Here is a 17,558-nt window from a genome sequence, read left to right on the forward strand (position 1 = left end):
CCATGTTTTTTTGTAATTTTCCTAGAAGTTTTGTCGAACATCTTTCATTTTCTTAATAAAGTGGGCATAATACATACTGTTGTGTGGATTAAAATATGAATGAAAAATTAGGAGACTGAAAAAATGGAAAAAATGGAACCAGATTTAGTGACAGAGATTATGTGCAAACGTCATTTGATGATCCAGACGGGGATGACGAAGGGATTAGGTCATAGAGAGACGATTAAGTATAGCCAAGAATTGGACAAGCTCATTGCGAAATATCAAACGATCAGCAAAAGTTTCCACTCATTCAACGACTAATGTGAAATGAAACACAACACGAAAAGACAAGTCTTTCAAACAAAATAAACAGAAACTTATGAAATTGCATAAAAGTATGAGATAATAGCAATGAACGAAAATATGCAAATTAGGAAGTGACGAAATGTCTTACTACAATAACAGACGTACAGAACCTTTACCGAGTGAAGATGTTGCTACATGGGAATGCGTAGCAGACGACTGTAACGGCTGGATGAGAAAAGACTTTGCAACAACAGACGCCCCAACGTGTCCATTTTGCGGGTCAGAAATGAAAACCGGAACACGCCACATCACCGCCCTCAAAAACAACAATTTACATAAGTAACGAAAAGCGGAAGGCGCCGTCTAGCGACGTATGAACTGGAATGGGCCGATCGAGATAAAGGAAACACGATGAACGTTAGTGAATCGATGTTGACTTATCGCAAGGAGGAACATGGAAGTTCACTAGTCGCTGGCGCCTGGAGCTGGACAGCGAAAAGCGGAGCCGACTGTTTAGACACGACAAGCAAATGACAGAATGACGAAATGGCGTTCTTCAGCCATGTAGTCAGACTGGCATTTGACTCGAGTGTCTAGGAGGCGGAGCTGGACAACGAAAAGCGGAAGGCGCTTGATCATCGGCGACAAGCAAAAGCCGATAGCGCCTGCAACTGGACAATCGAAAAGCGGAAGGCATCGGTCAGCCATAAGTCTGGCCGATGCAACTACCGAACCGGGGAGGCGGTCTTTAGCATTCAACAGCAAGCCTGAAAATCGACATGATCTCAAAAAGCAATCAAAGGAGAGGCGGCTTAGATTTAATCCACCGCCTTCTCCTTCTCTGCTATGTACAAATGATACATCTTCTCTACTTCTTGTTGCACTCGATCTCTTAATGCATTCGGTTGCACAACTTCCGCTTGAGATCCGAAGTTGAGAATCCAATTAACTAATCCAGTACTGACGATCGCTTTAGTCGAAAGGATAAAATACTCTTCTCCATCTTTTTGAATATCTACCCCATGCCCAAACTTATCAATGATCACGTTGACTAGCTCGTTTTTAAAGCGAATTTTGATCCAATCAGCCTGCCCGGCAAACATATTGAATGTTGATTGCACATATTTGCCGACATCGAAAGCTTCATACGTGAACGACTCTTCAGTTGCTTGCACATTTCTCATTCGATCGATGCGATAATGTCTAATTTCATCTGCCTCAAAATAATAAGCAATCAAATAATAAAAATCATGTGCCCACGTTAAAGCGAGTGGCTTCACTTTATAGAGCGCTCCATCATGACTTAACATAAACTGTTTATCGAGATTATATCGTCCATATTGAAACGTCACGATTCGCTTCTCCGTAATCGCTTCGTGCAAATCATTAATCGCTAGCCGAACTGATCTGCTTTCACTTTTGATAGATGTATCAATTAAAAGTTCATTTTGCAGTCGTTTCGCTTGCGGCTGACTCGTTAATGTTTGGATTTTTCGTGTGAGACCTTTCGTTTCTTCTTTCGTAATGAACCTAGCTGAAACGACCGCGTCAATGAGCATCCTCAGCTCATAAGGCTCAAACAGTCGATATTGATGACTATAGTATTTCGGCATTCCTTCTTTTTCCTGATTAATCGTAATATCAAAATTGGCCTCTATTAAATTCTCAATATCATCTTTTAAAGAATTTTTATTCGGTTTATATTCTTCACCATAAAATACTTGAAATTTGCTAATGATGTCATCGATCGTCCACTCGTTACTTTCATCCGTCTCCTCTCGAAACCATTCCATCAACTTTAACAACCTTTGTTTATTGTTAACTTTAACCATGAACTAACTCCCACTCCTTCCTACTTTTATTGTATCAAAAAAATAGAAATCAACGCCTATTTATCGCGCCTATTTTCCTAAAAAAAAAATTAAAAAATATACAAAAAAACAGTTTCCAAACAAATTTTTTTTTTGTATGATAGTAGCAGAAAAGCAGATAATTTATGGTGATTTAGGGAAGGCAAATGGTGCGCCACCAGCTTCTTTAGCTGGTTCTAGTGGGTTCGATTCCCACCCCGAAATTTTTTATGAAAGCTATGAAAAATTTCGAGGGTGGAATTCGGGCGCGATAGGACCGAACTGCCCTCATTTGGAGGGATTATCATGTTAAAGAAGCGCGATGTACATGACAGCCATGTACTATTTGATTTGATGACGCACCCTGAAGTCTTCCCTTTCGTGCGTCAAAAAGCTCACTCCTACGAAGAGTTTGTCTTCGTTTCGAAACAAACAATCGAGGCGGAAGAGCGTGGGGAATTAATTTCACGAACGATTGTCGATGAGTGGGGTAATCCGATTGGAACGATTAATTTGTATGACATTAATGAACAGGCTGGTTTTCTTGGCACTTGGCTAGGCAAGCCCTATCATGGAAAAGGGTACAACGCCCCAGCAAAGGAAGCCTTCTTTCAAGAATTATTTTATGAGCTAGACATTGAGGCCGTCTTTATGCGAATTCGCAAAGTTAATACGCGATCGTTAAAAGCCGCTCAAAAACTGCCATATGCCATCTTAGCAAACGACACACGACCATCCATTTACGCACAAATCAATAAGCAGGAAGATGTGTATGATCTCTTTGAAATTTCTAAAGACTTATTCACTCTTTACATGATGCGTCAAATGAACGAAACAGCAGATGATCAAGCAATGGAAGCATAAAAATTTCCCCTCTGCCAAATTCATTATAAAAAAACGATTCTCATATCCTCTATTATGAGCTAACAAACAGGACCCTTCAGCATCCCGCTGAAGGGTTTTCCAATGGTTATACACTTAAATCCTTTTTCGTAAAAACACGAACAGCTAATGCAAATAGGATCGTTCCCGCTATTGCAAGACCAAACACAACCGAACCGAAAGCATAATCGGGTGTAATAATCTCAACCGGATTAAACACAGTAAAGATCGTCACATATTGTAGCCAATCTAGCTGATCACTAATCTTCGCTACTAAATCTAGCACATAAAACAGCAACACCAAACTAGCTGAATAAGCTAAAGCCTTCTTCTCGTCATTCATGATCGCTGAAAATAGAAAGGCGATGCCGCTAATGACATAAAAGAACAACAAAGCGATCAAATTCAATTTCGCAAAATCTCCGAACGCAAAGGGTTCATCCTTAATAAACAGAGCTGCTCCAATCATTCCGCCCAGCATCGTACAGCCGATGATGATCACAAGCCCTGATAACAGCACAAGCATTTGCGTTCTAGCAATCGCCGCTCTTGATACCGGCATCGACAGTAAATAAGCAATCGCCCCACGGTCGACTAAGCGAGCCATTAACTGTGAAGCGGTCATCATACAATACACCGCTAATATAATGACAAACAATACCCCATAAAATTTTCCGCTCATAAAATCAAGTAGCGTGCCCATTCCTTGATCTAAGTTAAACGCATCAATGAGCCCTTGTGGCATTTGTTCAATGAGCTGATCCATCTCCGCCCCTGAAACAGAAGGATAGACACTAATAATAAGCAGTAAGTAAAGAGCCGCTCCGATCCCATAGCTGAACATCGCTTTCGCATGAACCTTCATCATTTTTTGATACAACGCCCCATTCATGAACGTTCACCTCTTCGATCATAATAGTCCATAAAAATATCCTCTAAGCTCTGAGCATGCACATCCAAATTCAGCACATGATAATCCGCAAGAGTATGAATGAGCGAATCGAAGTCGCCTTTTACCGTCACACGAACTCGGTTTCCACCTGTGCGTTCCCCGCTCAATGCTTGCTGAAGTTGGTCTGCTTCCGTTTCATTTGCCACAGTAATCTCCATCACTTTCCGCTGGAGCGTTTGCCATTGATACACATCTTTTTCAGCGACGAGATACCCATCCTTAATGATCGCCGCTCGATCACACGTCCGCTCAATCTCTTGAAAGCTATGAGAAGAAAAGAGAAATGTCGTTCCTCTTTTCTTCTCTTCATTAACAAGATTAATAAACAGCTGTTGCATGAGTGGATCAAGTCCTGACGTCGGCTCATCCAAAATGATAACAGCAGGTCGATGCATGAAGGTGGCGGTGATCGCGACTTTTTGTTTCATTCCTTTAGACATTTTTCGAATGGGTGTAGTTGGGTCAAATTGGAGTCTTTCAATCAGTTCATTTTTTAAAGAATGATCCTTCATCCCTCGCATATCCGCTAATAATTGGAGAAACTCTTGGCCTGTCATCCCTTCAATAAAAGCAATCTCCCCTGGCAAATAGCCGGTAAATGTTTGAATAGCGGCGGCCTCTTTCCAGCAGTCTAGCCGTCGAATCGTCGCTTGCCCTTGATCCGCTTGAATAAAGCCCATCAATAATCGAATCGTCGTCGACTTCCCGGCTCCATTCGGACCAAGAAAACCAAACGCTTCTCCCTCTGCAATCGAAAAAGAAAGATCAAATACGCCTCGCCCATTGGAAAACTGCTTCGTCCATCCATTGACATCGATCACCTTGCCCACCTCCAATAAGTTTTGAAATGATAATAATTAAATATTTCATTTTTATTGTATGCCATCCTTTTTCTCAATACAATGATTTTTTTAACTATTCATTCTCTTTTATTTCAAAACATGGCATAATAGAAGGAAAACGAACGGAAATTAGGTGATTCTCGTGAATGGCTTTAATAAACGAACGGAAATGAAAAAACAACAAATTAAAGAAGCGACTTTGATATTATTGAAAACAAACAGAGCAAAAGCGATCACGATTAAAGATATTGCAAAACTTGCTCAAGTATCGCAAGTAACCATTTACAATTATTTCGAAAACAAGGATTCATTAATACGAGAAGTGATGAAAGAATACTTCATCAAGCAAGTACAGCAATCAAAAGAGCTCTTTCATAGTGAGATCCCTTTAAAAGAGAAAATCGAAGCGATTCTTTTTCAAAAAAAAGCAGTGATTCAAGAAATTGAACCAGCCAACTTTCAACAGCTATTGGCAGATGACGAGGAGCTACAACAATTCGCCGAATCCATCTATCAAAATGACATCATGCCTTTATTTATCAAGATGGTGGAACAAGCCCAAGCTAGAAACGAAATCGATCCAAACCTCTCCATTCAAGCAATTTTATTTCACTTACATACGTGGAAACAAGCAAATGACAAGCTGACTTACGAGCACTTCTCTCGCGAGGAGCTCGCTCTGTTTACGGAGGAATTGATTCAATTATTCTTTTATGGCTTATCTCCAAAAGACTAAAAGAACCCCTTTCTTATAAGAAAATATGTTATAATGCTTTCATTCTGCCAATTAGCAGCGAAAGGAAGAGTGGCATGAAACAGACCTTTACGAAGAAAGAAAAACTGAAGCAGCTTTTTTACATTATGCTTCCAATCTTGATCACCCAACTTGGAATGGTCTCGATGAACTTTTTCGATATTTTAATGTCGAGCCGCTATTCCGCAGACGATATCGCTGGTGTCGCAATCGGTTCTTCTCTTTGGGTGCCCGTATTTACTGGGCTAAGTGGGATTTTGCTGGCGATTACTCCGATCGTCGCCCAGCTTGTTGGAGCGGAGCGGAAAGAAGATGTGCCTTTTTCAGTGATGCAAGGGATCTATGCGTCCATTGCCCTAGCCTTGATCGTATTTGCGATCGGTAGCGTCACCTTGAATCCTTTGTTACAGCTAATGAAGCTTGAAGGCAATGTTCATCATATCGCTAAAGATTATGTGACGGCATTAGCTTTTGGAATCATTCCTGTCTTTGTCTTTACGGTGCTGCGTTGCTTTATCGACGCCCTCGGCAAGACGAGAACGTCGATGCTCATTACGTTAATTGCTTTGCCGTTAAATGTGCTATTTAACTATGTACTCATTTTTGGGAAATGGGGATTTCCTGCTTTTGGAGGCGTTGGAGCCGGCTATGCTTCAGCACTTACTTACTGGATCATCGCCTTCATTGCCGCATGGATTATCCACCGGGAACGACCATTTTCCGACTATAAAATTTTTCACTCCTTTCCAGCTATCTCTTTTCCTAAATGGAAGGAAATTTTGTTGATTGGGGTTCCGATCGGCTTATCGATCTTTTTTGAAACAAGTATTTTTTCCGCAGTGACGTTATTGATGAGTGAATACAGTACGAACGTCATTGCCGCTCATCAAATCGCTCTTAACTTTTCATCGATGCTCTATATGGTTCCGATGAGTATGTCGATGACCTTAACGATTGTCGTTGGCTTTGAAATCGGGGCGCAACGATGGAAGGATGCGAAAATCTATAGCTGGTTTGGCGTAGCGATCACTGTTTTTGTCTCCTTCCTTGCGACGATTTTATTATTTTTATTCCGAGATCAAATTGCTGGCATTTATACATCGCATCCGGAAGTGCTCAAGCTTGCGAGTCAGTTTCTGCTCTTTGCTGCTTTATTCCAATTATCTGACGCCATTCAAGCGCCTGTTCAAGGAGCATTGCGCGGCTATAAAGATGTCAACGTCACCTTTTTCATGACAATGATTAGCTATTGGGTGATCGGCTTGCCACTTGGCTATTATTTAGCGAATGAAACAGGGCTTGAAGCATTTGGCTATTGGATCGGCTTAATTTCTGGATTAACAGCCGGAGCACTCACCCTTTCTGCTCGACTTCTTATTATTCAACGGAAAAAATTTCAACAGACGACAACAACCCACGCCGCTTCCTGAGGCGTGGGTTGTTATCTTAACCGGTTAAAATATCTTCCGTTGGATATTTATATTTTTGCTCCTGCTTACGGGCTAGGAGATAAACTAAAGAAAGTGGCCCCACTTTCCCTGTAATCATAATCGCAATAATGACGAGCTTGCCAATAAGCGATAAAGAAGCCGTAACCCCCATCGATAAACCGACTGTGCCGAAAGCGGACACCACTTCAAACATTAACGGCAAAAATGGCAATGGCTCGGTAATATTGATGATCAGCACACCTGCTACAACAACAAATGTACTCACCATCGTAATCGACAATACCCGAAGAAGATGATCGGTGCGAACCGTTCGCTCAAACAGGTGGATATCTTTTCGCCCTTGTACATAGGTCAGCATCGTTACCAGCATGATGACAAACGTTGAAAGCTTAATCCCTCCTGCGGTCGACCCACTCCCTGCACCGATAAACATGAAAATCATGATCAAAAAAGCTGTAGAATTTTCCATCCCGCTTAAATCGACCGTATTAAATCCAGCTGTTCGTGTCGTGATCGATTGAAAGTAAGAAGCCCAAAGCTGATCGGACAGCGGCAATGCCCCCATCGTCTTCATATTGCCGGACTCTAAGAAGAAAAAGAACAATAAACCAATAATATTAATCGCCAGAGTCGCAACAAGCATCACTTTCGTATGTAAGGAAAATGTTCTCCACTTCCGCTTTTGCCACACGTCAACAATCACCGTAAAGCCTATTCCACCTAAAATGATTAAGGACGTAATCGTCAAATTGACAAGCGGACTCCCTACATAGCTTGATAAGTTGTCAGACCATAAAGAAAAACCGGCATTGTTAAAAGCGGACACCGCATGAAAAAAGGAGTAAAATAGCCCATCCTTCCAGCCAAGCTCCGGCACCCATTTCATCGCTAAAAAAGCGGTAGCTATCAATTCAATCGTTATGGAGAAAATAAACAAATATTTAACGAGTCGAATGACCCCTCCTACGTGTACATAATTGAGGACTTCCTGCATCATTACTCGCTTTTTCAAACCGATTTTTTTACCAAGAATCATAAAGATCAAGATCCCAAATGACATGATTCCTAAGCCACCTACTTGGATGAGGCTCATAATAATGAATTGACCGACTGTCGTGAAATGAGTTCCTGTATCGACGACTCCTAAGCCTGTCACCGTCATGGCTGAAGCGGAAGTGAACAACGCATCGATCCAGCGAATCGGCTCATTCGTTGCTATCGGAAGCTTCAATAAACAAGCACCTACAACGATAAAAAAACCATAGACGGACAAAAGCAAAGTAGATGGCGCCATTTTGATCCTTTTCATCTGACCAACCTTCTTTTCAGTCATATTTACATCCGTTATGATTTCAAATGAAATACTTTTCCTAAAACATCTTGTCCACCTGTGACAGGTATGATGCTTCCGGTAATAAAGCTAGATGGCTCAGATACGAGAAAAGTAATGACGCGAGCTAAGTCTTCTCCGGTTCCGTTACGACCGACTGGTGCCAGTGTATCTGTCTTCACAGCATCAACAATATTTTTTTCTTTCCACTCACCAACGATATCGCCGGGACATACCATATTCGCGGTGATGCCATGTTTAGCTTCTTCGATGGAAATCGTTCTTGTTAAGGAAGCAAGACCGGTTTTCGCCGCAGCAAAGGCCGAACGATAAATCCAGCCGGGAGCGGTTTCGACTCGATCAAAGCCGAATGTAATGATACGTCCCCAGCCATTCTGACGCATAAACGGTAAAGTGAGTTTCGTTAAGTAGAAGACGCTGTTTAAATTGCCATCCATCATGTACGTCCACTCATCCCATGTATACTCATCTAACGTTTTTCTCTCTTTTACGTAAGGGCCAGCGTTATGAATAAAAATATCAATGCCACCAAATTGCTTCAATGCCTGTTCAATCAGATCATCACAATCTTCTTTTTTCGAAATATCTCCTTGAATCGCGATGGCTTGTATAGCATAGTCTGTTGAGAGTTGTTCCGCAAATTGAACCGCCTCGTTTTTGCTAGAACGGTAATTAATGACAAGATCGAATCCATTCTCTGCTAAAGCGATAGCTGTCCTTTTGCCAATTCCGCGCGAGCCGCCTGTAATAAGCGCTGTCTTTGTCTTCATGACATCCTCTCCATTAATCAATAGTTATATTATCATATTAAGCATCTTGGTGTTATTATGCAATTATAAGTAGTCAAATAGAAAAAACACCGTGTTGCCACGGTGTTTCAGGAATTATTTTTTAATAAATTGTTGTGTCCAAATGGAGCCATTTTCTACATAGCCAACACCAATATGAGTGAAATCTTTGCTTAAAATATTAGCTTTATGCCCTGGGCTATTCATCCAAGCTTTGACTACTTCTTCCGGCGTACGTTGACCTTTAGCGATGTTTTCTCCAGCTGAGCGATAGGTAATGCCAAATTGCTTCATCATATCAAATGGAGAACCGTACGTTGGGCTTGTATGAGAAAAATAGTTGTTGGCTAACATATCTTCCGACTTTTTGCGAGCAACTTTACTTAATTGACTATCAATCTGCAAAGCTGGCAACCCTACTTTTGTACGTTCTTTATTCGTTAAAGTGACTACTTGCTGTTCAAAAGCCTTTAATGCAGAAGTATTCGGATCAACAGCTGGTTTTTGTTCAGGTGTTGGTTTTACCTCTGGTTTTGGTTGTGGCGTCGGCTTTGGTTTCACTTCCGGCTTTGGCTGTTGTGTCGGCTTTGATGAAGGCTTTTGACTAACGTTGCCGAACTGCTTAGTAAATTTCTCTAAGTCTTTCTTTCCTTGTAGTTGCTTCCATCCATCTTGAGAAAGAGTATATGTTTTATATTGACATGACGATTGATTCGCTACTTGTGTATTGTTAGTAGCTGCTTCTGACTTTGTTGCAAATGGGGCAGCCAAAAGGGTAAATGATGTAGCTAATGATACGATGACTTTTTTATTCATTGCTCGTTTTCCTCCTGGTTGTTTGATTTGACAACTACATCGTAACATGATTTTGTTGTCATAATAGAGGGAAATAGAAGCAAAAAAGCCAGTTGTCTCAATTGAGATCCACTGGCTTTTATTTTTTCGATATAAAATTCGATAACACTTGACCTTATCAGCGTTTAAAAGAAGTTCCCTTAACTTCCAATAAATTCCATAACCATCTAAACTATCACACGCTATCAAAAAATTGGCATGAATATTAGCTAGATTAGCGGAATAGACGCTCAACTAATGTAACAATTATGACAAATAACGAACAAAATTAACAGGCACTATTCATGCAAATACAGCCTTTGACTTCAATATCAAATCGTTTCAACAGCCGAACAGCAAAGTTACACTCCACCGTATTTCCAGCAGCGATATAGACCACCTTTTCATTCAAATTAGGGGCGTAACGCGGAATATAGCCACAAGGTATTTGGATCGCTTCCTGTACAGGTACTTGGTTCGCCTCCTGATAGTCTCTAACATCAATAATAGGATAAGATTTCACCTCGTCCAATTGAATTTTCTCGACTGAAACTGGCCAATAGCGATAAGAAATCCCGATGAAAATGAATGAGAATAATAATAACATAAGCACTATGAACATGATAACAACCCCCTTTCCGATTGTTATTTTATACTATAAGGGGTATGTGAAGCAAGGATAAAGCTTTTTTATTTTTCCAACGCCTTTAGTTCGGAAATGATCGCCTCTTGATTTAGGCCTTCGCCGATGATGACAACATTTGTCGGCATATTCATTTCTTCTGGCATCCATAAGGGCATACCATAAGAATATTGAAACAGCATCGGATATTGCCTATTGCTGACAGGTACGTATCCCTTCATTCGGTACAGTTGCTCGCTCGTCCCTCGTAACCATTGCTCAAATGCTTCGATATCGACACTGCCATGAAAGGTATGGCTAAAAACCGTTAAATGTAAGTGCTGATGAGCATGAACAGCCATTCTTTCACCTTTAGGGGACATGTTCATTTCACTTAACTGCTTCATTGAAACTTTAGCATTTGTCGTTAAACAAATCGATGCATTTCCATTAATTTGTTGAATATCATAGGTGATCATTCCCTGATCCATTTCAGAGACAAGATCGATTTTATTAATGACTAATAAGTCGGCATGCTTAATTTGTTCGTACATCAATTGCAGCACGGCTGGTGATAGGTTCGCCCGGTTTTTCCACGCAAGGCAATCAACGATCGTAATAATCCCTTTCCATTGTAGCTGTTCCGCAAACAATGGGGACATAATGGCGTCAATTGCTTCTACCGGATGCGCCGCTCCCGTCGTCTCAATAATTAAGTCATCGAATTCTTCTGTTACTAACAACTCCTGTAACTGCGCTTCTAGCTTGTCTTGAATCGTACAACAAATGCAACCGTTTAAGAGTTCTTTTAATGGCGTTTCTTCGTCAACTTCATCGGAATCAATCGAAATGTCTCCTAGTTCATTCATTAATACGGCCGGTCGGCGATCATTTGACTTTAAATGCTGTAATAACTGCTTTAGTAACGTCGTTTTGCCACTTCCTAAAAACCCTGACAGCACATATACTTGTTTTTTCATCCTGCTCACCCTTTTTTATATAGTTGCTCAACAGAAAAGGCTGCTTTCAAAGAGAAGAGACTCTCTTTGAAACAGCCTTTTTTTGCATTAGGAAGCAGCTGGAGCTTTCTGCTTCGTTAAAATCTCGATGGCTTTTTGTTTTTGTGTATCATTTTGTTCAATTTGCTCTCTTAGTTTCGCCATGAGTTCAAGTGATGTTTTACCTTCAATAATACCGGTTGTTTCAAGCCCGGTTCGTTCTTGGAATTGTTTCACAGCTGCTTCTGTTTGTTCATCAAAAAAGCCGTCCACTTTTCCAGGGCTGATACCGATCGCCTCTAGCATCTTCTCAGCATTCTTTACTTCATCTGATAATTGATCTAACTTCAATGGTTGATCTGGATTTAAGAAAGCTAAGTTGGCATAGCTCGGTAATTTCACGACTGTATCCGGTGTGACACCTTTCTTATGAATCCAGTTTCCGTTCGGTGTTAACCATTTCGCTGTTGTAAATTTCATATTAGAGCCGTCCTTGAATTCTGCGGATGTTTGAACGGTTCCTTTCCCGAATGTTTTCTCACCGATAATCGGAATACCAGCTGATTCTTTCATCGCTGCGGCAAAAATTTCCGATGCACTAGCGCTTCCTTCGTCGACAAGTACAGCGACTGGAAGATCAAACTTTGGCTTACCGTCAGACACAAACTTCTTACGTTTTCCTGCGTGGTCTTCCACTTGGAATAACACTTTGCCTTCTGGGACAAACATGCTCGTAATTTCTACTGCTTGGTCCAATAACCCTCCAGGATTTTGGCGTAAATCAAGAATCATCGATGTCATCCCTTGGGATTCCATATCTTTTATTGCTTTTTTCAATTCTTCTGCCGTATGATCGGAAAAGCTCGTAATTTGAATATGAGCGACTTTGTGATCATCCATTGTCGCATAAACTGTTTCGACTGGAATTTCATCACGTACAATCGTCATTTCGATTGGTTTCGCTGTTCCTGCACGTTGAATTTTCAATTTGACTTTCGTTCCTTTTTCGCCGCGAATCAACATGACCGCTTCAGAAGACCCCATGCCTTGAACGCTTTTGCCATCCACCGAAAGGACTTTATCATTCGGTTTAATGCCGGCCTTTTCCGCTGGTGATCCTTTAATTGGCGAAACAATCATAATCGCTCCATCTTCTTCTCTAATTTCAGCCCCAATTCCTTCAAAGGATGCTGAAACACTTTCATGAAAGCTTTTTGCTTCTTTTTGATCCATATAATCTGAATATGGATCATCTAGTGAGTCCAACATCCCATTAATTGCACCATCTATGAGCTGATCTTTATTTAAGTCCTTGTAATAGTTATTTTGTAGCTTGTCATATGCTTCATATAACTTGGTAAACTCATTACGAGGCGTCACGCCCACTTCCGCTGCTTTTTCATCGCCGAAAGCTAGAGCAATTGTAGTAATAGCTGCTGAGACAAAGACGAGAAAGAATACAAGCATAACGAAATGAAACTTCTTTAATCGAATATAATGGGTCTGCTTGTCACCAGATTGTTCTGATTGATTTTCTTCCATGTTGCTCACCGCTTTCCATCCTTTAATACAGTTATTTTTTCAACTCTTCCATTCTAACAGTTTTTCAAATAATAAAAAAGAAAAAACTCCCCATTTCGTGGAATGGGAAGTTTTTCACTTATTCTACATCATATCCTTGGTCTTCTCCTAGATTATGTTAAATTTTCTCTACATTGTTAAAATATTCTTCAAGCGTCCAGCCCTTTTCAAACATGTCCTTCGCCGCATCCTTTCCAACATAGCGGAAATGCCACGGCTCATACATATATTGTGTCACATCTTCCTTGTTTTTCGGATAGCGCAAAATGAATCCGAATTGGTGAGCGTTTTGCTCTAACCATTGACCTTCTGGTGTCGTTTCAAACGATTGCACGAGATCAAATTGTACACTTTCTGCGGAAATATCCATCGTCAAGCCCGTTTGATGCTCACTCGAACCCGGTGGAGCCACCGCTTCTAATGCTTTCTCTTCTCCTACTTTAGCGATTTGATTCGCCAAAATTTGTTGCTGCCGTTCATACGAGCGATAGCCAGAAACAGCAAATAAATAAATGCCATCTTGCTCTGCCGCTTGGAACATTTCTTCCATCGCTTCCGCCGCTTCTTTTCTCATATAGCTTTTTTCAATGTCTTGATTGCCAAAGGAAAAGGGCACGTTCGGACGCACTAAATCGGCCGGCTTATACTCTCCCGGCAAAGTAAATTCCTTATTAACTAACGCTAGCACATTCTCTGGATTGGCAATTACAGCTTGACCATCCACCTGTTTCACTTCATTGAAAAAAACAGCTTCAAGCTGTGGGCCAGATGGCTGGCTCACCTTCTTCTCTTCTTGAGTCGTTTCTTTCTCTACTTTCTTCTCTTCATCCGCTGACTGACAACCGCCTAATAATAATACGGCTGACAATAACAACCCGGTCTTCTTCATTTCGTCACCTGATTTCCCCATAATTTCATTTCACATAGGAAAGCCAGCCTTTTTTTATGCTAGGCTGGCCTTCTCGTGATTACTCTTGAATCGCTGCTTCTAAAGCGACTTCGATCATTTCATTGAATGTCGTTTGGCGCTCGTCCGCTGTCGTTTCTTCTCCTGTAATAATGTGATCACTCACTGTTAATACAGAAAGCGCTTTGCGACCGAATTTCGCTGCCAGTGTATAAAGAGCAGACGTTTCCATCTCAATCGCTAACATGCCGTAGTCAGCCCATTTTTGATGCTCGGCATTGTCGTTGTAAAACATATCTGCGGTAAATACGTTCCCTACTTTTAAATGAAGGCCTTTTTCCGTACCAGCATCATAAGCCTTCTTCAATAAATCCCAGTTCGCTGTCGGGGCATAATCAACACCATTAAAGGTGAAGCGATTCATTTGCGAATCCGTCGACGCACTCATCGCTAAAATGACGTCGCGTACTTTCACATCTTTTTGAAGCGCACCACAAGTGCCTACGCGAATTAAGTTTTGGACATTGTAGCTTTGCATTAATTCATTAATATAAATCGAAATGGATGGAACGCCCATTCCAGTACCTTGAACAGATACTCTTTTCCCTTTATAAGTACCCGTATAGCCGAACATATTGCGGACTTCGTTGTAGCACACTGGATTGTCTAAAAACGTTTCAGCGATATACTTTGCTCTTAATGGATCTCCTGGTAAAAGGACTGTTTCAGCAATTTCATGTTCCTTTGCTCCAATATGAATGCTCATCATCAAACCTCCAGTAGGATAGCTATTGCACCATTTATTGTAATGTTTTTATTTAGTCGTTGCAATTGTTACATATGAGCGGAAATGATTTGTGTAAGCTTCTCTCTTAGTTGTGGCAAGTCTTGCGCCGTCACACGAACATTGATCAAACTTTCGTCCATTTCAAGCGCCTCCGCAAGAAAACCACCTAATCCTCTCGCTTTGCGGTCGACTTCAATTAATAGTTGAGCGGACTGCTCTGCTTGGGAAATAAACATGAGTTCCAATTCGTCGAGGCGACCACGGAATACTCCTGTCGTTGGAACAAACTCAAATTCCTGAACGAACGGATAACGGCTTGCAATTTTTAATGAAGCCTGTTCACAATCGACTTTGCGTAAGCGAAAACCAAGTAGCTCGATTTCTTCCAAAATCTTCGTCGCAAGCGGCGTCGGACGCACTTCTATGTAGTCTTTATCCTCTGGGTCGACCGCATTTTTAATATCTAAACCCGTTTCGACCCATACGCGCGTCTTGCCATAAGTGATCGGTGTGTCCAGCGGCAATTCCAATTCAAACGGGATCACTTTCGTCTCTCCCGCCCCAATCGTAAATGGCTCATTTAACTTCTGCTTCTTCACTGCCGCATAATCAGTATATTTATGATCATCGGTTTCGCGTGTGTACGTTGTGTTTACCTTTAAGTAAATCGAGTCAATGTTTTGAGGAACATTCCCTCCGTAAATTTCCACCTTACCACGCATCAGCTCTCCAGCCGTATATTCCGAACGCTCTAGTTTCGTATCGACTCTCGCTCCACCTACACCAAAGCTCGCTAAAACTTTACCGAAAAATGACATAAAAAACTCCCCCTAAATTTTTTTGTTACCTAATGATACGCAAATGAAAAGCAAAAGGTTTCATTTTTTAATCTTTTTCTTCTTCGATGTATTTTTCCCACGCTTCATCAAAAACGGCCATGCTTCGTAAATAGAGTCCGTTCAGCTCTAAGTATCGGCTTAATTCATCATAGCTTGCTTCATGCTTCGGAAAGCTATGATCTTTAAACGCATGATTGGCAAAGTCCGCAATCTCATCGCGTGGAGGTTCTTCTCGATGTTTCATTAAATAATGAAAAAATGATTTTCGCACATGTTCTCCTCCTTTTTTTCCTCAATATAAAGGAGAATGATAGAAAATGTAAAGAAATTTCTACATAAAACAAGCCGCTCGATTACTGTTGAGCGGCTTCGTTGCTTCCTTCTTCTTCTAAAAGCATTAACGTAAATTGAATATCATCTTTTTTCAAATCAACGCGATCGGCACGCACTTTCATCTCGCTTTTCAACTCTAGCTCATTCAATGACAAATAGATCATTTGATCGTTCGGCATGAATTTCACCCACTTCGGAAATGGATAAGCATCTCGAGCCGTTTTCATCACATATGAAACAGGGAGATCTACTCGTCCCATCTTCATTTCTTTTTGCTTTAACACAATGTCGCCATTCTCTAATGCTTTCGGTTCAAACGTCAGCTTATAGTCAATCCCACTTGAAAACACCGGTATTTGTCCATACATGATCACTTCATCTTTTAAGTACATGTTCAATTCTATCGGACTATTTTTCGCTTCTTTTTCAATATAGGATTGTATCATTCTATTTAAATCCTCTTTGTTCGACTTCACTTGAAATTCAGCTACCCCTTCTAGAGGCGCATCCGTCGGCATCGCATCGTCCTTCATCGGAGAAAACAACATGACAGCGATCGCGATTAACACACATACGTTCACCACTACAATTCCGATACACGCATATTTCCAAAAATTCTTCATCATTCTTCCTCTTTTACATACATAATTTTCTTATTCGTCAATTCTTCTAGCTCTTCACCTTTAATTGTGTCAAAAATACGCTCGCCCATCAACTGATAACCTCGATCATTCGGATGAAATTGATCGACATATAACAATTCCTCTGTCGGATTAGTAAATAGGTCTTCTACCGATACAAAGGTCGTTCGATCGTATTTCTCTACTGTTTGCTTGCTCGTTCCATTCCATTCATTCAAAATCAATTCCACTTCCTGAACATCATGAAGCATATCTAAAAATGGGTTATACAATCCCACTAAGACGATTCCCGCTTCTTCATTGCTTCGCCTTACTTTTTGAATAATTTCATTTAAGCGCTTTTCATACTGCTCTCTTCCATCATCAAACTGATTGACCTTTAACTCGGTAAAATTTTCCCTCAACACTTTCATAATATCATTTCCGCCAATCGTAATGATAACAAAGTCCGCCTGCTCAATCGACTGCTTCACTTGTTGCTCATCTAACCGTTTAAGAAGCTGATCCGTTCGATTCCCTTTAATTCCATAGTTCGTGAAGGTGGCATCTTTCACTTCTTCTAGCTCCACTAGCTTGTTTTGTAAATAAGGGATATAGCCACCTGTTTTCGTGCTATCGCCCACACCTTCTGTTAAGGAATCCCCTATAGAAACCACACGTAAATCTTGTGGCACGACCTCTACCTTTTCTTCTTGAGCGGCACAAGCAGATAAGCTAAACACGAAAGCAACGACAAGAAGCCATGCTTTCTTCAAATCTCTCACCTCTCTGTCTAAACTACTGACATTATAGCATATTCATATGTAAGAAAAAGGATCACTCACTCCATAACTCCCATTGGTTTCACCCACATTGTTC

General features: G+C 40.9%; 21 protein-coding genes. 6 read left to right on the forward strand and 15 right to left on the reverse strand.

What is annotated here, in order from left to right:
- Positions 1-123: 123 nt before the first annotated feature.
- The 3 genes from ACSVDJ_RS10030 (at position 124) to ACSVDJ_RS10040 (ending at position 822) form a co-directional block, all read left to right on the forward strand.
- Positions 124-303 (forward strand): aspartyl-phosphate phosphatase Spo0E family protein, encoded by a 180-nt coding sequence (locus ACSVDJ_RS10030; protein WP_094835525.1) that lies wholly within the window; start codon positions 124-126, stop codon positions 301-303.
- A 124-nt stretch (positions 304-427) separates the two neighbouring features.
- Positions 428-631: a cold-shock protein gene (locus ACSVDJ_RS10035; protein ID WP_095480622.1), complete on the forward strand. Its 204-nt coding sequence runs from the start codon at positions 428-430 to the stop codon at positions 629-631.
- 68 nt (positions 632-699) lie between these two features.
- Positions 700-822, forward strand: a complete 123-nt coding sequence (locus ACSVDJ_RS10040; protein ID WP_439168476.1) for a hypothetical protein — start codon at positions 700-702, stop codon at positions 820-822.
- 284 nt (positions 823-1,106) lie between these two features.
- Here the strand turns inward: ACSVDJ_RS10040 and ACSVDJ_RS10045 are convergent, their stop codons facing one another.
- Positions 1,107-2,120 (reverse strand): helix-turn-helix transcriptional regulator, encoded by a 1,014-nt coding sequence (locus tag ACSVDJ_RS10045; RefSeq protein WP_439168478.1) that lies wholly within the window; start codon positions 2,118-2,120, stop codon positions 1,107-1,109.
- A gap of 324 nt (positions 2,121-2,444) precedes the next feature.
- Here ACSVDJ_RS10045 and ACSVDJ_RS10050 point away from each other — a divergent pair, with 324 nt between their 5' ends.
- The gene (locus tag ACSVDJ_RS10050) at positions 2,445-3,002 is read left to right on the forward strand and encodes a GNAT family N-acetyltransferase (RefSeq protein ID WP_439168480.1); all 558 of its coding nucleotides are present in this window, start codon (positions 2,445-2,447) and stop codon (positions 3,000-3,002) included.
- 106 nt (positions 3,003-3,108) lie between these two features.
- Here ACSVDJ_RS10050 and ACSVDJ_RS10055 read toward each other — a convergent pair whose 3' ends face one another.
- The gene (locus ACSVDJ_RS10055) at positions 3,109-3,912 is read right to left on the reverse strand and encodes an ABC transporter permease subunit (protein ID WP_439168481.1); all 804 of its coding nucleotides are present in this window, start codon (positions 3,910-3,912) and stop codon (positions 3,109-3,111) included.
- A complete protein-coding gene (locus tag ACSVDJ_RS10060; protein WP_439168482.1) occupies positions 3,909-4,793 on the reverse strand; it encodes an ABC transporter ATP-binding protein in 885 nt (294 codons plus the stop codon). Before ACSVDJ_RS10060 ends, ACSVDJ_RS10055 begins: the two co-directional genes overlap by 4 nt.
- A 190-nt stretch (positions 4,794-4,983) precedes the next feature.
- On the opposite strand from ACSVDJ_RS10060, the gene ACSVDJ_RS10065 reads away from it, so the two are divergent.
- Entirely contained in the window at positions 4,984-5,550 is a 567-nt protein-coding gene (locus ACSVDJ_RS10065; RefSeq protein ID WP_518618756.1) for a TetR family transcriptional regulator, read from the forward strand.
- A 74-nt stretch (positions 5,551-5,624) separates the two neighbouring features.
- Positions 5,625-6,998 carry an MATE family efflux transporter gene (locus ACSVDJ_RS10070; protein ID WP_439168486.1) on the forward strand — a complete coding sequence of 458 codons (1,374 nt, stop codon included), beginning with the start codon at positions 5,625-5,627 and terminating at the stop codon, positions 6,996-6,998.
- A gap of 16 nt (positions 6,999-7,014) precedes the next feature.
- Here ACSVDJ_RS10070 and ACSVDJ_RS10075 read toward each other — a convergent pair whose 3' ends face one another.
- The 12 genes from ACSVDJ_RS10075 to ACSVDJ_RS10130 form a co-directional block, all read right to left on the reverse strand.
- Positions 7,015-8,328, reverse strand: coding sequence for a TrkH family potassium uptake protein (locus tag ACSVDJ_RS10075; protein WP_439168487.1), 1,314 nt, complete (start codon positions 8,326-8,328; stop codon positions 7,015-7,017).
- Between the two features lie 35 nt (positions 8,329-8,363).
- Positions 8,364-9,140, reverse strand: a complete 777-nt coding sequence (locus ACSVDJ_RS10080) for an SDR family oxidoreductase (RefSeq protein WP_439168489.1) — start codon at positions 9,138-9,140, stop codon at positions 8,364-8,366.
- A gap of 114 nt (positions 9,141-9,254) precedes the next feature.
- Positions 9,255-9,974 (reverse strand): YkwD family sporulation-associated protein, encoded by a 720-nt coding sequence (locus ACSVDJ_RS10085; protein ID WP_439168491.1) that lies wholly within the window; start codon positions 9,972-9,974, stop codon positions 9,255-9,257.
- A 307-nt stretch (positions 9,975-10,281) separates the two neighbouring features.
- Entirely contained in the window at positions 10,282-10,614 is a 333-nt protein-coding gene (locus tag ACSVDJ_RS10090; protein ID WP_439168493.1) for a hypothetical protein, read from the reverse strand.
- Positions 10,615-10,682: 68 nt separating this feature from the next.
- Positions 10,683-11,594: a CobW family GTP-binding protein gene (locus ACSVDJ_RS10095; RefSeq protein ID WP_439168495.1), complete on the reverse strand. Its 912-nt coding sequence runs from the start codon at positions 11,592-11,594 to the stop codon at positions 10,683-10,685.
- An 87-nt stretch (positions 11,595-11,681) separates the two neighbouring features.
- A complete protein-coding gene (locus ACSVDJ_RS10100; protein WP_439169068.1) occupies positions 11,682-13,154 on the reverse strand; it encodes a lmo1851 family serine protease in 1,473 nt (490 codons plus the stop codon).
- Positions 13,155-13,311: 157 nt separating this feature from the next.
- Entirely contained in the window at positions 13,312-14,103 is a 792-nt protein-coding gene (locus ACSVDJ_RS10105) for a M15 family metallopeptidase (protein ID WP_439168496.1), read from the reverse strand.
- Between the two features lie 58 nt (positions 14,104-14,161).
- Complete coding sequence (gene deoD / locus ACSVDJ_RS10110) at positions 14,162-14,866, reverse strand: purine-nucleoside phosphorylase (protein WP_439168497.1); 705 nt, start codon at positions 14,864-14,866, stop codon at positions 14,162-14,164.
- A gap of 68 nt (positions 14,867-14,934) precedes the next feature.
- Positions 14,935-15,705, reverse strand: a complete 771-nt coding sequence (locus ACSVDJ_RS10115) for a sporulation protein (protein ID WP_439168499.1) — start codon at positions 15,703-15,705, stop codon at positions 14,935-14,937.
- A 67-nt stretch (positions 15,706-15,772) separates the two neighbouring features.
- Positions 15,773-15,997 carry a YozE family protein gene (locus ACSVDJ_RS10120; RefSeq protein ID WP_439168500.1) on the reverse strand — a complete coding sequence of 75 codons (225 nt, stop codon included), beginning with the start codon at positions 15,995-15,997 and terminating at the stop codon, positions 15,773-15,775.
- Between the two features lie 82 nt (positions 15,998-16,079).
- Entirely contained in the window at positions 16,080-16,685 is a 606-nt protein-coding gene (locus tag ACSVDJ_RS10125) for a YpmS family protein (protein ID WP_439168501.1), read from the reverse strand.
- Positions 16,682-17,464, reverse strand: a complete 783-nt coding sequence (locus ACSVDJ_RS10130) for an SGNH/GDSL hydrolase family protein (protein WP_439168502.1) — start codon at positions 17,462-17,464, stop codon at positions 16,682-16,684. Before ACSVDJ_RS10130 ends, ACSVDJ_RS10125 begins: the two co-directional genes overlap by 4 nt.
- Positions 17,465-17,558 lie beyond the last annotated feature (94 nt).

It is taken from the genome of Bacillus sp. Hm123 (genome assembly GCF_051842975.2).
Classification (GTDB): domain Bacteria; phylum Bacillota; class Bacilli; order Bacillales; family Domibacillaceae; genus Bacillus_CE.

What these genes read in the sequence shown, in the direction of transcription:
- ACSVDJ_RS10030 (WP_094835525.1), top strand. Translation starts at nt 124, where the DNA reads ATGGAAAAAATGGAACCAGATTTAGTGACAGAGATTATGTGCAAACGT.
- ACSVDJ_RS10035 (WP_095480622.1), top strand. Translation starts at nt 428, where the DNA reads ATGTCTTACTACAATAACAGACGTACAGAACCTTTACCGAGTGAAGAT.
- ACSVDJ_RS10040 (WP_439168476.1), top strand. Translation starts at nt 700, where the DNA reads ATGAACGTTAGTGAATCGATGTTGACTTATCGCAAGGAGGAACATGGA.
- ACSVDJ_RS10045 (WP_439168478.1), bottom strand. Translation starts at nt 2,120, where the DNA reads ATGGTTAAAGTTAACAATAAACAAAGGTTGTTAAAGTTGATGGAATGG.
- ACSVDJ_RS10050 (WP_439168480.1), top strand. Translation starts at nt 2,445, where the DNA reads ATGTTAAAGAAGCGCGATGTACATGACAGCCATGTACTATTTGATTTG.
- ACSVDJ_RS10055 (WP_439168481.1), bottom strand. Translation starts at nt 3,912, where the DNA reads ATGAATGGGGCGTTGTATCAAAAAATGATGAAGGTTCATGCGAAAGCG.
- ACSVDJ_RS10065 (WP_518618756.1), top strand. Translation starts at nt 4,984, where the DNA reads ATGAAAAAACAACAAATTAAAGAAGCGACTTTGATATTATTGAAAACA.
- ACSVDJ_RS10070 (WP_439168486.1), top strand. Translation starts at nt 5,625, where the DNA reads ATGAAACAGACCTTTACGAAGAAAGAAAAACTGAAGCAGCTTTTTTAC.
- ACSVDJ_RS10075 (WP_439168487.1), bottom strand. Translation starts at nt 8,328, where the DNA reads ATGAAAAGGATCAAAATGGCGCCATCTACTTTGCTTTTGTCCGTCTAT.
- ACSVDJ_RS10080 (WP_439168489.1), bottom strand. Translation starts at nt 9,140, where the DNA reads ATGAAGACAAAGACAGCGCTTATTACAGGCGGCTCGCGCGGAATTGGC.
- ACSVDJ_RS10085 (WP_439168491.1), bottom strand. Translation starts at nt 9,974, where the DNA reads ATGAATAAAAAAGTCATCGTATCATTAGCTACATCATTTACCCTTTTG.
- ACSVDJ_RS10090 (WP_439168493.1), bottom strand. Translation starts at nt 10,614, where the DNA reads ATGTTCATAGTGCTTATGTTATTATTATTCTCATTCATTTTCATCGGG.
- ACSVDJ_RS10095 (WP_439168495.1), bottom strand. Translation starts at nt 11,594, where the DNA reads ATGAAAAAACAAGTATATGTGCTGTCAGGGTTTTTAGGAAGTGGCAAA.
- ACSVDJ_RS10100 (WP_439169068.1), bottom strand. Translation starts at nt 13,154, where the DNA reads ATGGAAGAAAATCAATCAGAACAATCTGGTGACAAGCAGACCCATTAT.
- ACSVDJ_RS10105 (WP_439168496.1), bottom strand. Translation starts at nt 14,103, where the DNA reads ATGGGGAAATCAGGTGACGAAATGAAGAAGACCGGGTTGTTATTGTCA.
- deoD (WP_439168497.1), bottom strand. Translation starts at nt 14,866, where the DNA reads ATGAGCATTCATATTGGAGCAAAGGAACATGAAATTGCTGAAACAGTC.
- ACSVDJ_RS10115 (WP_439168499.1), bottom strand. Translation starts at nt 15,705, where the DNA reads ATGTCATTTTTCGGTAAAGTTTTAGCGAGCTTTGGTGTAGGTGGAGCG.
- ACSVDJ_RS10125 (WP_439168501.1), bottom strand. Translation starts at nt 16,685, where the DNA reads ATGATGAAGAATTTTTGGAAATATGCGTGTATCGGAATTGTAGTGGTG.